Below are 14,397 nucleotides of genomic sequence, written 5' to 3'. Positions count from 1 at the left end.
CAATATGTGAAGCGACCGGCGCGGCGGCATCGCCGCTCAGACATGGTCAGTGGCCACGCAGGGCACGACGCGACGGGCGCGCCTTCATGGGATCAATGCTGCGAGGAACGCGTTGGTGCGTCTTGTTCTCCAACGCTGTCAACCGCTGAGAGATCGCAGGAACTTCCTCACGAGTCAGCGTCTTCTTGAGCTTCCGGATACGACGGTCAAGCTGCCCGAGGGTGATCTGTCCATCACCATGGCCCACCTCAATCAGGTGAATCGGAACGTTCTGGGCGACACGCTGCGTGTTGCGACGCTCCTGATTCAACATCGGGCGCACACGCGAGGAGGGTCCCTCGGAAATGAAAACCACACCGGGCCTGCCGACAAGGCGCCACACCAGATCCTGATGGCGATTCGCTGCAACAGGCTCTTCGCTGACAATCCACCCGCGCTTGATCTGACTGATAACCGCATACACGGATCCGATCGTGCCGTCGATCTGCTGATACATTGCGCGGCGCACAAGTGCGGCGAGCAGACCCATGCACAGCAGCAGTGCCAACATGACTCCCGTCAAGATCCACATGAACCATGAGTTGGTGAGGAATCCGAGGAGGATGCCAAGAGCGATGAGAACGATGGAACCACCGATCATCACCCATCCGATCCACGGATATGAGCGCGCAGTGATCTTATAAGCGTCAGCGAAGTTCTGATACCACCGACGCTTCTTTTCCTGGGGTGCGTTTTCCTTTGCCATAACGGTCCTATCCTACCTGTGATTGGAGCCGTGCGGGACCACGGCTTCCTGCGCGACGCAAAATCTCACCCGTGAGTGCGATAACAAGTCCGGCGCACACTGCGATCGCATACGCCCACGGCGCACCGGACGAAGACGCCACCATGCCACCCGCGGCTGATCCACAGGACACGCCGATTGTGACCGAAGACTGCATCGACGTCATCGCCACTGAAACACCTTGTGGGGGAGCCAGGCGTTCCGACAATGAAAAGGCCGTCACCATTGTGGGCCCCACGAAGAGTCCGGCAATGAGCAGCATGAGAGCAGTCAGGATAATGCTCGAGGCCCCAGCTGTTGCCCCCATCGCTGCCGCAATTCCGACCCCGCCGATGATGACGCGCCACGACAGTCGCACGGATTCGGGAATCAAGACAACCATCAGGGCCATTGCGGCTGACCCGATACCCATGACCGCGTAAATCAAACCGGCCTGCGTCTGCATTCCGGCCATTGCTGCTCGTTGGGTGGTGCCGGCCTGAACGGAGCCAAATATCGTACCGATACAGGCCATGATGAGGATCGCCGGAAGGACAACGCGCAGCACCGAGGCGATCGACACCGGCGGGGTTTGCGTGCGATCAGCGTCGTCCTCGTTCGGCAGGGAAGCGGGCGTGCGAATAGCGAAAGGAATCCCGGCGCACAGCATGAGGAGGACGGCCAGTGCCAATGGCGCGGCAGGTGCTGCGGCGGACGCGGCGATGCCAACGAGGGCTGGGCCGAGGACGAAGACGAATTCATCAGCGGTGGACTCATAGGAAAAGGCTGCGGCCAGATGATGGGGGGAGGTAGTGCGCGCCACCCAGCGTGCACGCGTAAATGAGCCAATCGGAACGGCAGTCAGGCCCACGCATAAGGCAGCTAGCCACAAACCTGGGCCACTGTGAGCAGTCAGCGCTACAGCGCATAGTCCAGTTAGGGAGAGCGCGTTGAGGGGGAGCAGCGTGAGCAGTACCGGTCGTTGTCCGCCAAGGTCAGCCCAGCGTCCGATCAGCGGCGAAGCGATGGCTGTTGACAGAGAGACCACACCGGTCGCCAGTCCGCCGGTTGCGACGGATCCAGTAGAGGCGGTGATTGCCGTCATCGTCCCCAACGGAACCATGGCGTAAGGTGCGCGAGCCACAAACGCGATGATGAGCTCGGGCCACCCAACCAGAGCGGGCAGAATACGATAATGCGCCAGAGCGCGAAATGGTGATGTCTGCACGAAAGCATGTCCCAACATAGGCGTGCCCTCAAGGGTCTTGCCAGGCAAGAGCAGGAGGGCTTGCTGCGCCACGGCAGCGGTGCCATTCTAGCGTGTATCCATGCGCCATCCACAGATTGCGATTGCGTATTGTGTCATAGGGGAAGGCCCGTCACAGTAGGGGCATGGATATCAATTCCTACGAGTTGCGGTCATTGGCCTCGATGAGCCATGCCGGCCCCATGTGGCACACACTGACTCGCGATGGGAACGCAGGCCTGCTGGCACTGCGGTCAGCTGACGATGCGCAGCGCCTGGAGTCACGGTGGCGCGCCTGGGCGCAGATTGACTGTGACAACGTGGTACGGCTCCACGACGTGGCGCGCCATGACGATGGACGGTGTGCCGTTGTGATGGAGTACGTCACCGGTCGCACACTCGACACGCTGATCGGGACCCCCTCACTTCGTCGCAGGCAGGTGCGCGAGCACATCAGCGCGTCCATCCGGCGCGGTGTGGAGGCGCTCCACGAGCACGGCATAGTGCACGGCGACCTGTCTCCATCCAATATCGTGGTGCGCCCCGACTATCAGGCGGTTCTCATTGACATTATCGATGGTCCCGAAGGCATCATCGGCACTGAAGGATGGTCCGATGGTGAGGGCACAGTCGAGGGCGACTGGGACAGCGTTGCGCGTATTGAACGCAAACTCAGCGGCCCCGGCAGTGTGGGCGACGAATTAGGGGAGGTGCTGCGTCGCGCGGCGAACACGGAGCTCACACAGCATGAGAACGCGCCGGCACGGCATAAGCGACCTCGGTCTTCTCACGCAAAAGTCGGTTTTGCAGCGTGTATGGCGTTCGGAGTCGGCGCATGGGTGATCGGGCATGCAGTGCGCAGCGATGCTGAACAGAGCGTCTCCGAATCGGGCGCGGTATCAGCGTGCCCGAGCAGTGATGAGGCTCGTGACGTCATCACCGATGTGCTGCGTTCACGTGACAGCGCATTGATGAATCGCGATGTTGACGGGCTGACGTATGCAACCAGTGGTGTGTTGCTGGAGTCGGACCAGGCACTGATAGAGAATCTGGTCGCAGGCGGTGTGGAATTGAAGAATCTGTCGACAGCCGTTGTGGGCGATGTGACGGTTCGCTGCGACGGGCAGATGGTGACGGTCAGCACCCGCATTCAGCAGGCCAGCCACCAGCGCTGCGAGGCTGGACTGTGCCGCAGCGTCGGCACCCAGCCTGAACACAACGTGGAACTGACACTGGGCGGACATCCGCTGAGTGTTCACGACATAGCAAGCGGGGATGCGCCGAGTAACTCGAGCGCACCCCCGCCTGGTGAGGATTTCTAGAGACCCAGATCTGCCTGGAATGCTCCCTGCTCCAGACGACGCTTGACGTCCATCAGGTAGCGGGCCGCGTCGCCGCCGTCGACCAAACGGTGATCGTACGACAGGGCCAGGTACACCATCGAGCGGATGCTGATTGAATCATTGCCCATCGCGTCCTTGACAACCACAGGGCGTTTCACGATCGTTCCGACGCCCAGAATTGCGGTTTCCGGCATGTTGAGAACCGGAGTGTCGAAGAGTGCTCCACCCGATCCCGTGTTGGTAATCGTGAAGGTGGATCCGCTCAGGTCATCGACACCTGCGCTGCCATCGCGTGTGCGCTTGGCCAGGTCATTGATCGAGGCTGCAATTTCAGGAAGTGACTTGCTTCCTGCATCCTTGATGACCGGAACCAGCAGCCCGCGCTCGGTGTCCACGGCAATGCCGATGTGCTCGTGATCGTGGTACGTCACCTTCTTGTCGTCGATCGTTGCGTTGATCTTCGGGTGCGCAACGAGGGCTTCGGTAGCGGCCTTGACGAAGAAAGGCAGGAACGTCAGCTTCGTATTGTGCTTTTCCTGGAACGGAGCCTTGGAGGCTGCGCGCAGGGCAGCAATACGGGTGACATCCACTTCGACCACTGTGGTCAGCTGAGCAGCTGTCTGCAAAGACTCGATCATGCGCTTTGCGATCGTCTGGCGCAGACGCGTCATCTTCTCAGTCTTTCCACGAAGTTCAGACGGCTCGAAGACGATCGGCTCATCGGATGACTGCGGTGCAGGAGCCCCACCAGATGCGGCCGGCGCTGCCTTCGACGAGGACGACTCAATGGCTTTTTCGACGTCTTCGCGGCGAATACGGCCACCAACACCCGTGCCAGTCACGGTGGACAGGTCGATGCCGGCCTCACGTGCCAGCTTGCGCACGATCGGTGTGACGTACTGACCAGAAGCAACGGACTGTTCAGGCTGATCCGCAACCTTCGTGCCGGACTCGGTAGCTTTCGGCGCCAGCGTTTCAGGCGTCTCGAATTCCTTCTTATCCGAATCGCCTGGCTGATGCGGCATCGGAGGAGCCGGGGGTGCAGGCGGTGCGGGTGGCGCAGGGGGTGCCGGAGGCGCCTGACGAGGTGCGGGCGGCTCGGCCGATGGGGATGGAGCCGATGTATCTTCCGACGGCTCATCGGGTGCGACAGCATCTGCCGTCTTCTTTTCCGCCGACTGGTCAGATGCTGCGCCGCCGGCCTGATCGGAGATCACGGCCACCACGGTGCCGACCTCCACCGTTTCGTCTTCTTCCACCCGGATTTCCACCAGGTAACCGGATGCGGGGGAGGGAACTTCAGAGTCGACCTTGTCAGTGGACACTTCCAGAAGCGGCTCATCTGCTTCGACCTCGTCACCGACCTGCTTGAGCCAGGTTGTCACCGTGCCTTCAGTGACTGATTCGCCCAAGGCGGGCATGGTGACCTCGGTGGTGTTACCGCCGCTCGAGGCAGGGGCCTGCCTGGATTCGGCTTCCGGCTCTGGTTCAGATTCCTCGGAGGCAGCTTCCTGTGATTCATCGGCGCTCTGGTCGCCCTCGTCGCCTGCCTCGTCCGCTGAAGCCTCTTCACCTTCCTCGCCAATCAGGGCGATCTCGGTTCCGACCTCAACGGTTTCGTCTTCTTCAACCAGAATCTTGAGCAGAACGCCGCTGGCGGGGGAGGGAACTTCAGAGTCGACCTTATCGGTGGACACTTCCACAATCGGTTCGTCAGCTTCAATCTTGTCGCCCACCTGCTTGAGCCACGTTGTCACTGTTCCTTCAGTGACGGACTCGCCCAGAGCGGGCATCTTCACTGCTGTCGCCATCGTTCAATCTCCTTTATGCGTGACTCAGTTGTGGGAGTGAAGAGGTTTGCCGGCAAGGGCCAGAGCTGCTTCACCAATTGCTTCGTTTTGGGTGGGGTGAGTGTGAATCAGCGCGGCCAGATCCTCCGGATACGCTTCCCAATTCACCATAAGTTCGCCTTCACCGATCTGTTCACCCATACGGTCACCCACGGCATGGAACCCGACGATCGGGCCATCCTGGACGTTGATCAGCTTGACGAAACCACTGGTATTCAAGATATTTGATTTGCCATTGCCAGCCAAGTTGTATTCGACTGTGTGAACGGCATCGTCACCGTACTTTTCACGAGCCTGCTTTTCAGTCAGACCAACAGAGGCGATCTCCGGTTCACAGAAGGTGACGCGCGGAATTCCTGTCTCATCGATGACCTGAGGATTGAGCCCCGCGATCTCCTCGGCGACAAAAATTCCCTGCAGGAAGCCACGGTGAGCCAGCTGCAATCCGGGGACGATGTCGCCCACAGCGTAGACGTTGCCCACGCCGGTGCGCAGACGCTCGTCGGTAATTACGAAACCACGATCCATCGTGATGCCGGCCTCTTCGTAACCCAAGTCGTTGGTAACAGGACCGCGTCCGACTGCGACCAGCAGAATGTCGGCGTCAATTTCCTTACCGTTTTCGGTCGTGACGTGAACGCCGGAATCATCCTGCGTGGCACCGGCAAAACGCGTATTCGTGTGGAACTTGATGCCGCGCTTGCGGAACTGGCGCTCCAGCTGCTTTGAGACCGCTTCATCTTCGTTATTGGCCAGGTGCGGCAGTGCCTCGATGATCGTGACCTGAGCACCCAGTGAACACCACACGGAGGCAAACTCCAGGCCGATCACACCGCCGCCCAGGACGACCACGGATTCGGGCACCCATTCCATCTGCAGCGCCTGCTCAGAGGCGATAATACGGCCACCGATCTCGAGACCGGGGATTGAGCGCGAGTATGACCCCGTCGCAAGGACGATGTTCTTTCCCGTCACGGTGCGACCGTCAACGTCAATCGTGGTGGGGGAGGTCAGACGGCCCCATCCCTCGATCACGTCGATCTTTCGCTGGGAAATCAGCCCCTGCAGGCCCTTGTAAAGCTTCTTGATGACAGAGTCGCGGTACTTCATCAGCTGTGGCATGTCCACGCCTTCGAAGGAGGACTTCACACCGAAGTGCTCGGATTCCTTGACCGTGTCGACGATCTCAGCGGCATGCAAATAGGCTTTCGTTGGAATGCAGCCGCGGTGCAGGCATGTGCCCCCGACTTTGTCTCCCTCGATCAGTGCAACTTTCAGTCCTAATTGGGCGCCTCGTAAGGCAGCGGCATATCCGCCGGATCCTGCTCCTAAGATGACGATGTCGTAATCGGGCTCGCTCACTTATTCACTCCTCAAAGTTGGACTCGTGTGGACCGTCATGGACCAACTGGGTCTATTGTCCCACTTGCAGCGGTTTTTTTCTGACTTGTACGTGGGAACTTTTGGTGCGCCATCCCATATCTGGCGCCATCGCGCCAAGAACGGCCGTTTTGTCGCTTCTGGGCCGTACTATGTCATATGCGACAGCACCGCCGTTGCTGAAAGGAGACACTGTCCATGGGTGTTACGCCGGCACCACAGCCAGCAGAAAGCGTGGCAGATGATCGCGGCCCGTCATGGGGCTTGGGCCGCCTTGTTCCTGCCGCGTACTGGCTTTTCGGTGCGTGGACAACGGTCGTGTCGATTCGTAGCCTGACAAGTCGGGGCGAGGAACCGCTGGGGCCCTATGTGCTCGCCCTGGTCGCCTCACTGCTGTACCTCGTTGCAGCAGCGGCGTTGACTCATAACGGGCGCCGCATGCGCATGGTCGGATGGGCCAGTGTCATCACTCAGACGGTCGGCCCACTGATCGTCGGACTGTCGTTCTGGGGAATCAACGAGCTCACATCCGAGCGATCCCCGTGGAGTCGTTTCGGCGCGGAATACTATTATCTGCCGCTGCTGCTGGCAGTCGTCGGACTGGTGTGGCTGTGGTGGTCAAATCCGCGTCGTATCGTGGAACTTGCCGAACAGATCGAACGCCAGCCGAGGCGCCGCAGTTAGCACGAGTGCGGGAATCCGATCTGACGCCAGGCCTCATACAGGCCGATAGCAGCCGAGTTCGCCAGGTTGAGTGACCGGATCCCCTCGCACATGTGGATACGGACCCGCGACGTCACACGCGGATCATCCATCACGTCCTCAGGCAGACCGGTCGGTTCGGGGCCAAACATCAGCCCGTCGCCGTCGCTGTAGGACACATCGGTGTACATCGTGGTTGTGTGTCCGGTAAATGCCCAGATCTTTCCGGGAATGCCGGCCAGTGCATCGTCGAGGTTGGGGTGAACCTTCACGTGCGCCAAGTCGTGATAATCCAGGCCGGCGCGACGCAGTTTCGCGTCATCCATGTCGAAGCACAGTGGCTCAACCAGATGCAGCATCGATCCGGTGCATGCGGAAAGCCGGATGGCGGCTCCCGTATTGCCCGGGATGCGCGGTTCATAAAAGATCACATGTAACACGTGTTCAATCTTGCCCCCTATCGGGCGCTGACAGCGACATGGCGCGTCGTGATCTTTTACTCCTGAGGCGTGGCAAAGACTGCCGTCAGTCTCCCTCGTGCAATCGTGTGGAACATGGTTGCGAAGGCAACCTGGGCGGCCGAGGCGTCCTCGTCCACCTCGAGGGTTTCGACGTCCAGTGCGTGAACGGCAAAAATGTAGCGGTGCGGGCGATCTCCAGGCGGCGGGGCGGCTCCGTAGTACGAATGGTCGCCGTGGTCTGCGCGAATATGGAAAGCGGCGCCGTCAAGGTCAAGGTCGGAGGATCCGGCACCTTGTGGAAGTTCGGTCTGCGTGGCAGGAATGTCCACGATTATCCAGTGCCACCAACCTGACGGTGTGGGGGCGTCCGGATCGAAACATGTGACGACGAATGAGCGGGTCTGCTCGGGGAAGCCGCTCCACGCCAGATGGGGTGAGACGTTTCCTCCCTCGGCGCTGTGGATGGCGGGAAGAGTCTGGTTGTCAACAATGTCGTTGGAAGTCACGGGAAAAGTAGCGTCAACAGGCAGGAGATCGTAGGGATCGGGGGCTGTTGGGCGATCGTTGAGGTTCACCATTGCTCCTTTCGTTTGAGATATCCACCATAGTCGTGCTGTGCGTGATTTTCGAGGGCGACTGGCGGATGAGCTCCAGATGCCGGGGGAGTGTCCTATGATATCGAACATCTGTTCGAAAGGAGGGGGAATGGCATTGAGTGCACGCGAACGACTGGAGGGCGCACGCGCAGCGCTTGCTCAGGCGGAAGAAGAAACTGGCGTGCGTCATCGCGACGAGTATGACATCCAACGCCATCTGAACTCACGTGCTCACGACGCCGAGGCTCCGGTGGGCTGTATTTTTCACGTTGAGCCCTCTGCGACTCACCTGATCCGCGCCGTTATTGACCTGGCACCGCACGGAGCGTGGTGCGCATTTGTCGGCGTGGCGAATATGGGGTGGGAAGCGGCATCGAACATGGGACTTGAACTCGAACGCGTCATCGATGTGCCGCACCCGGATCGCTGTGCTGTCCAGATCCTGAGTACCCTGATCGACGGCGTGGATGTCGTCGCAGTGGGGCGGGTCGAACTGACCGTGCGCGAACAGCGCCAACTGGCAGGCAGAGCGCGCACACGCGGGATACGGATCGTCACTGCCTACCCGTGGATCGGTCTTTCGCGTCCGCTGGCTGCAAGTCTGGTGGCTCCAACGAAGCAGGCGGTCTGAGATGGCGGCCAGCAGACGCGTGGTGGTGTGGGTTCCCGACTGGCCTACCCAGTCACTTGCAGTTAACACGCCGCCAGGAGGGCGAGCCATTATTGCGTCAAATGGTCGCGTGCAGGCTGCGACACTGGCTGCGCGCCGCGCAGGTGTGCGCACGTCGATGCTCTTGACGACTGCGCAGTATCTGTGCCCCGACGCACTGATCTACCCAGATGATCCGCTTGAGCAAAATGCCGCATTCGAACATGTGCTCGATGCATGCGACCGGGTGGCCGCACATGTGACGTGCCTGCGGCCAGGACTGGCATGGGCGCCTGCTGCAGGCCCGGCGCGGTGGGTTGGATCGGAAGAAAAACTCGCACAAAAACTGACTGAAACGATCGTTGAGGAATGCGGGGTCGAATGCCACGTGGGGATTGCGACGGGGATACTGACAGCAATATGGGCCGCCCGCTCTGATGAGATCGTTCCCGCCACCTGTGCCGAACAGTATGTGAGTGAAATACCGCTGGCGCATATTCCACGCATCGTGCCGTGTCAACGCACACAGGACGCACATCATGCGATCGAGGTGCTTGAGGACCTGGGGGTGACAACGTGTGCTGATGTGCTGCGTGTCGGCAAGAAAGCGCTGCTGTCACGATTCGGGCGCTCAGGGGAGGACCTGTGGAGCCTGGCCAGCGGGGGCGACCTGTTTATTGCGCCGCGTGCACGCACCACCTCAGCGGTGAACGTGGAACGCACATTCGATGACCCAGTGACCAGTCTTGACATGGTTGCCTTGCAGCTTCGAGCAGTGGCGGAAAATCTGCGGCAGAAACTGTGGAGCCAGGGTGTCAACGCGCACGCGCTGAGTATCCGCGTCGCGACGACAACAGGACAGGACTGTGAGCGCACATGGTGTGGGGTGAACTGCCTGGACCCCAGTGAAGTTGTTGATCGTCTGCGCTGGCAATTACGCGGCTGGCTTGACCGCCTGCTTCCACAGGACGATGGCGATGCCGGTGGGTTGAGCACGATGCAGGTGGTGGCCTGCGACCTGTACGACACAGTAATGCCGGACCAGCTGTGGGCAGGGCCGGAGAGCAGTCGACGCGCTGAACGGGCCGCTTTGCGGGTGCAGTCAGTGGTCGGCACCGAGGGAGTGCGCGCGGTATGTATGCAGGGAGGATTCGATCCACGGTCGCGTGTGCACTCTTCCCCTTGGGGAAGCCCGGGACAAGAGCCCGTCAGGAGCGAAGGAGAATGGGACGGCGCTCTGCTGCGCGCGCCCACAGTGATGCTGGACAAACCCGAGCAGGTTGAGGTGCGCGCCGGGCTGACTCCTGTCGTGGTGACTGAACGCGGATACCTCAGCGCACCGCCCACACATATCGTGCGCGCCAGGGAACAGATCTCCATCGTGCAGGTGCAGGGCATCTGGGTTGTCCAAGGGCGCTGGTGGGAGGAACAGACAACAGAACGTTCGGCACGTGTCTATGTCATTGCAAGTCGGGACGGAAGCGACGTCCTGCTGAGCTTTCAGTCAGGCAGATGGTGGATCGAAGGTTTCTTTGAATAAAACGAGCTCGGGTACCATCAGGCTCAGGAGGACACGGTCGACGAGGAAAGGGAAGCTGTGGCGAAACTGTACTTCCGATACGGAGCGATGAACTCAGGCAAATCAACCGCACTGCTTCAGGTTGCCTACAACTACGAAGAACGTGGCCAGCATGTCCTGGTGATCAAACCGCGCGTCGACGTGCGCGGCAACGACACAGTGGTGTCCCGTCTGGGAGTAACGCGCACCGTTGATGTCCTTCTGGACTCCACCGATGACGTCTTTGAAGCGCTCGAGGCAACCGGCCGCATGGCTTCCACCTCCGCCATCCTGGTGGACGAAGCGCAATTTCTCACCCCACGTCAGGTTGACGATTTCCTGCGGGTAGCCGTCATCGATGGCATCCCCGTCCTGGCTTACGGCATTCGCACCGATTTCCGGACCAACGCATTTCCCGGTGCTCGCCGCCTCCTGGAAATCTCGCACAGCCTCGAAGAACTCAAAACGATTTGCCGATGCGGAAAGAAAGCAGTCTTCAACGGCCGCATCGTCAATGGCTCCTTCATCTTTGACGGCGGACAGGTCGCGATCGACGGTGTCGACTCAGGATATGAATCACTGTGCGCACGCTGCTACCTGCGTGAATCAGGCGGGAAGCTGGGAGACTGAGCATCTGCGCGCGCGGCGTCATAAACTGGAAAGATGGCTCCACGCGACATCGTGACGTATGTTCACCACCTCAGTGACGACGACATCATGATGCGAGTAGGTCCGGCAACGTGGGCAAAAGGGTTGGCGTTCTTTACCCGAGGCGACGTCCTGGACACCGACCTCACGTCAGAACGCGAAGCCCAGTGCCGCGTCAAAGGCCCCGGATTGACCTACCGCACATGGGTGAGCCTGCGTGACGGCGCCCCTGTACACCTGGATCTGAGCTGCGCGTGTGCGATCGGACGTGACTGTCCGCACAGTGTGGCAGCCTTACTTGCCGTGCGCTCCGTGCCCGCAGAATCGGAGGAGGGCCCCACATGGCGTGACAGGCTGCGCACCCTTTCCGGCACCACGGCGATGGAGGGTCAGTCACTGGCGTTACTGGTTGATACGCATAACCCTCGTGAACCTATTGCACTGACACCGCTGCGCCCTGGAATGCACAGCGCGTGGACCACGAAGCGTGCAACGTGGCAGGACCTGACCGCCACGCAGTGGGAATCGGTCACAGATGGACTCAACCCCACACACGTCGCGCTGATCAGGCAGGCCTACCGCCACTCACGTTCAGATGGAACGTACCGCTCACCAAATGACGTCACACTGGAATCGCTGGGCGTGCAGGCAGGGCCGTGGATTGAGGCAGCTACGCGAGCCGGCCTTGACATGTTCGTTGACCTCGACCCGCTCACACCACTGAGCGTCGACCCGACTCCCTGGCACGTCAGTCTCGACACCACTCGCACTGGCGAAACAGGCGACATTCTCATCAAACCCGTGCTCACCGACGGTGCGCGCATCGCCGCCCGAGTTCGCATCAGCGCAGCCACGCAGCTGGCATTCTTCAACGCCGGGCGCACAGTCGCACATATTCGTTCAGGGGCGCATCTGCTCGACGCGTTCGAAGGTGCCTCACCGCTGATCATTCCGGCTGAAGACGCGGCCGAATTCCATGCCCAGTGGCTTCCTCGGCTCAGCGGCACCAACCCGGTCATGTCCAGTGACGACTCAGTGAGCGCAGACGTTTCAGTTAAGACAAGCATCGTCGGACGCGTCAGTATGGATCACATCGAACACGTCGTGATGCGCTGGTGGGTCGATCAAGCTGTCGGCACCTCTCATGTGCGCACCGCCTACGACAGTACAGACCCCGATGTCACGCACCTGGCACGCAGCGTACAGTCTGCAATCGGCCAGATCTCGCTTCCCACCGGCGCGCCCTTGACCGTCGGCACACCCATCCATATGCCCGCCTGGAAAGCCCCGGAACTGCTTGCCACCCTCGACGAGGTGACCGCCGACGCTCTGCAATGGGACGTGGACCCTGATGTGCGGGCACTGAGCATCAGCAATGAGGAACTGACGATCCACACGGACGCTGAACCGTCCTCATCCACCGACTGGTTTGATGTCCATATACGCATCCGCATCGGTGACAGTGATGTCGCCCTATCTGATGTCCTCACCGCACTTGCCGATGGACGCGATCATATGCTGGTTGAGGGGACGTGGGTCGCCCTCGACAGCGCTCGTATCAACAGGCTGCGCGCCCTGCTCCACAACGCGCAGGAACTGGGCGGCAGCTTCACTGAATCTGACCTGCAGCTATCGAGCATGCATGTGGGGCTGTGGGAAGAATTCGACGACCTGACGGACTCGCTCACCGTGCCCAACTCCCTGCGCCGCACTATCGACGTGCTTACTGCCCGAGGTGCGCGCGATCCGTTGCCGCTGCCTGACACCCTTAATGCGGATCTTCGGCCCTACCAGGTCGACGGTCATCAGTGGATCACCTCCCACATTCACAACGGATTGGGTGGCATTGTCGCTGACGATATGGGCCTGGGCAAAACCTTGCAAATCCTCGCCTCGATCGCGTCGCAACGCGCTGGTGGCACCGAGCCGCCAGTTTTGGTGGTGGCACCGACCTCCGTCGTCGGCACATGGGTTGAACAGGCCGAACGCTTCCTACCCGAGCTGCGAGTCGTCGACATTACGTCAACCTCCAAACGTCGCGACGAATCACTTGACAGTGCCATCCGCGATGCCGACATCGTCGTCACCACATACACCATTGCGCGCCTGGAATCAGACCAATGGGCAGCGCGCGAATGGGGCGGCCTGGTGATCGACGAAGCGCAGCATGTGAAGAATCCGCGCACTGTCATCCACCGCCTGCTCATGCAGCTGTCCCGGCCGTGGACACTCGCAGTGACCGGTACACCCGTGGAGAATTCCGCAGCGGATCTGTGGGCGCTCGCAGCCCTGGTTGCTCCCGGCTTGTTGCCCGGCTGGAAAACGTTCAGCACACGTATCTTACGGCCCATTGACGAGGGGGACGCGAACGCCGCCGCAGCGTTGAGCGCAGCGATCCGACCGTTCATCATGCGACGCACCAAGGAAGCAGTGGCACCTGATCTTCCCGCCAAGACTGAAACAACCGTCGGTGTGGAGCTGGGAGTTGAACACCGCCAGATCTACGACCAGTATCTGACGCGCATACGCGTCCAATTGCTCGATCTGCTTGACGACGCTTCACGGCACCGCATCGACATTCTGGCCGCGCTGACGCGACTGCGCCAGCTGGCCCTTGACCCGGCATTGGTCGATGAACACTTCCAAGGTATTGGGTCGGCAAAGATCGACGTGCTGGTGGACCACTTGACGCAGATTCTGCCTGCAGGTCACAAGGCTCTGGTGTTCAGCCAGTTCACGTCCTACCTGGCACGAATCCGGGAGGAGCTGAAGCGGCGCTCCATTTCCTGTGTCCAGCTCGACGGTTCAACCCGCAATCGCCGCTCAGTGATTCAACAGTTTCGCGAGGGGGACGCTGACGTGTTCCTCATCTCCCTGAAGGCTGGGGGGACAGGACTGACATTGACGGAAGCGGACTACGTGTTCGTCATGGATCCATGGTGGAACCCGGCCGTGGAAGAACAGGCAGTGGATCGTGCGCACCGCATCGGGCAGGAACGTCCTGTCAGTGTGTACCGTCTGGTCGCCCTCGACACCATTGAACATAAAGTCGTCGAACTGCAGGAACGCAAACGTGAACTTGTGACATCCCTGGTTGATGCGGCTGTTGATCAGAAGGACGCGGGGCAGTGGACGCGCCTTAACGTGGCTGACCTGCGTGCGCTGATCGACGGATAAGACCGCTACAGAATCGAACAGATG

At 60.4% G+C, this 14,397-nt stretch carries 12 protein-coding genes; 6 read left to right on the top strand and 6 right to left on the bottom strand.

What is annotated here, in order from left to right; translation table 11 throughout:
• Window positions 1-46: 46 nt before the first annotated feature.
• Together QP093_RS01275 and QP093_RS01270 are read right to left on the bottom strand one after the other, a co-directional pair.
• The gene (locus QP093_RS01275; RefSeq protein ID WP_058236609.1) at window positions 47-745 is read right to left on the bottom strand and encodes a DUF4191 domain-containing protein; all 699 of its coding nucleotides are present in this window, start codon (window positions 743-745) and stop codon (window positions 47-49) included.
• A 7-nt stretch (window positions 746-752) separates the two neighbouring features.
• Window positions 753-2,063, bottom strand: a complete 1,311-nt coding sequence (locus tag QP093_RS01270) for an MFS transporter (RefSeq protein WP_285014167.1) — start codon at window positions 2,061-2,063, stop codon at window positions 753-755.
• Window positions 2,064-2,155: 92 nt separating this feature from the next.
• Between QP093_RS01270 and QP093_RS01265 the strand changes: the two genes are divergently transcribed.
• Window positions 2,156-3,331, top strand: coding sequence for a protein kinase domain-containing protein (locus QP093_RS01265; protein WP_285014165.1), 1,176 nt, complete (start codon window positions 2,156-2,158; stop codon window positions 3,329-3,331).
• Here QP093_RS01265 and sucB read toward each other — a convergent pair.
• Both sucB and lpdA read right to left on the bottom strand, forming a co-directional pair.
• Entirely contained in the window at window positions 3,328-5,163 is a 1,836-nt protein-coding gene (sucB, locus tag QP093_RS01260; RefSeq protein WP_285014163.1) for a 2-oxoglutarate dehydrogenase, E2 component, dihydrolipoamide succinyltransferase, read from the bottom strand. The genes QP093_RS01265 and sucB overlap by 4 nt on opposite strands.
• Window positions 5,164-5,187: 24 nt before the next feature.
• Window positions 5,188-6,564: a dihydrolipoyl dehydrogenase gene (gene lpdA / locus QP093_RS01255; RefSeq protein ID WP_058236612.1), complete on the bottom strand. Its 1,377-nt coding sequence runs from the start codon at window positions 6,562-6,564 to the stop codon at window positions 5,188-5,190.
• A 216-nt stretch (window positions 6,565-6,780) separates the two neighbouring features.
• Here lpdA and QP093_RS01250 point away from each other — a divergent pair, with 216 nt between their 5' ends.
• A complete protein-coding gene (locus tag QP093_RS01250; protein ID WP_285014160.1) occupies window positions 6,781-7,266 on the top strand; it encodes a hypothetical protein in 486 nt (161 codons plus the stop codon).
• On the opposite strand, the gene QP093_RS01245 is transcribed toward QP093_RS01250, so the two are convergent.
• Together QP093_RS01245 and QP093_RS01240 are read right to left on the bottom strand one after the other, a co-directional pair.
• Window positions 7,263-7,724, bottom strand: a complete 462-nt coding sequence (locus QP093_RS01245; RefSeq protein ID WP_058236891.1) for a tRNA (cytidine(34)-2'-O)-methyltransferase — start codon at window positions 7,722-7,724, stop codon at window positions 7,263-7,265. The two genes, QP093_RS01250 and QP093_RS01245, sit on opposite strands and share 4 nt — an antisense overlap.
• 56 nt (window positions 7,725-7,780) lie before the next feature.
• Complete coding sequence (locus QP093_RS01240; protein WP_257525469.1) at window positions 7,781-8,320, bottom strand: YbhB/YbcL family Raf kinase inhibitor-like protein; 540 nt, start codon at window positions 8,318-8,320, stop codon at window positions 7,781-7,783.
• A gap of 130 nt (window positions 8,321-8,450) precedes the next feature.
• Between QP093_RS01240 and imuA' the strand changes: the two genes are divergently transcribed.
• Genes imuA' through QP093_RS01220 form a run of 4 tightly spaced genes read left to right on the top strand, consistent with a single transcriptional unit; the run spans window position 8,451 to window position 14,373 of the window.
• Complete coding sequence (imuA', locus tag QP093_RS01235) at window positions 8,451-8,972, top strand: DnaE2-dependent mutagenesis accessory factor ImuA' (RefSeq protein WP_285014157.1); 522 nt, start codon at window positions 8,451-8,453, stop codon at window positions 8,970-8,972.
• Between the two features lies 1 nt (window position 8,973).
• Window positions 8,974-10,530, top strand: coding sequence for a DNA polymerase Y family protein (locus tag QP093_RS01230; protein WP_092648537.1), 1,557 nt, complete (start codon window positions 8,974-8,976; stop codon window positions 10,528-10,530).
• 57 nt (window positions 10,531-10,587) lie between these two features.
• A complete protein-coding gene (locus QP093_RS01225; protein ID WP_285014156.1) occupies window positions 10,588-11,178 on the top strand; it encodes a thymidine kinase in 591 nt (196 codons plus the stop codon).
• Window positions 11,179-11,211: 33 nt separating this feature from the next.
• Complete coding sequence (locus QP093_RS01220; RefSeq protein WP_285014154.1) at window positions 11,212-14,373, top strand: DEAD/DEAH box helicase; 3,162 nt, start codon at window positions 11,212-11,214, stop codon at window positions 14,371-14,373.
• Window positions 14,374-14,397 lie beyond the last annotated feature (24 nt).

It is taken from the genome of Pauljensenia sp. UMB10120 (assembly GCF_030212035.1).
Lineage (GTDB): Bacteria > Actinomycetota > Actinomycetes > Actinomycetales > Actinomycetaceae > Pauljensenia > Pauljensenia radingae_A.
The sequence above is the reverse complement of the archived record's forward strand: the minus strand, read 5'-3'. Positions and strand labels throughout refer to the sequence as shown.

Bases quoted from the DNA above. Each gene is read 5' to 3' on its own strand.
- imuA' (WP_285014157.1), top strand. From the start codon at position 8,451: ATGGCATTGAGTGCACGCGAACGACTGGAGGGCGCACGCGCAGCGCTT.
- QP093_RS01230 (WP_092648537.1), top strand. From the start codon at position 8,974: ATGGCGGCCAGCAGACGCGTGGTGGTGTGGGTTCCCGACTGGCCTACC.
- QP093_RS01265 (WP_285014165.1), top strand. From the start codon at position 2,156: ATGGATATCAATTCCTACGAGTTGCGGTCATTGGCCTCGATGAGCCAT.
- QP093_RS01220 (WP_285014154.1), top strand. From the start codon at position 11,212: ATGGCTCCACGCGACATCGTGACGTATGTTCACCACCTCAGTGACGAC.
- QP093_RS01275 (WP_058236609.1), bottom strand. From the start codon at position 745: ATGGCAAAGGAAAACGCACCCCAGGAAAAGAAGCGTCGGTGGTATCAG.
- sucB (WP_285014163.1), bottom strand. From the start codon at position 5,163: ATGGCGACAGCAGTGAAGATGCCCGCTCTGGGCGAGTCCGTCACTGAA.
- QP093_RS01250 (WP_285014160.1), top strand. From the start codon at position 6,781: ATGGGTGTTACGCCGGCACCACAGCCAGCAGAAAGCGTGGCAGATGAT.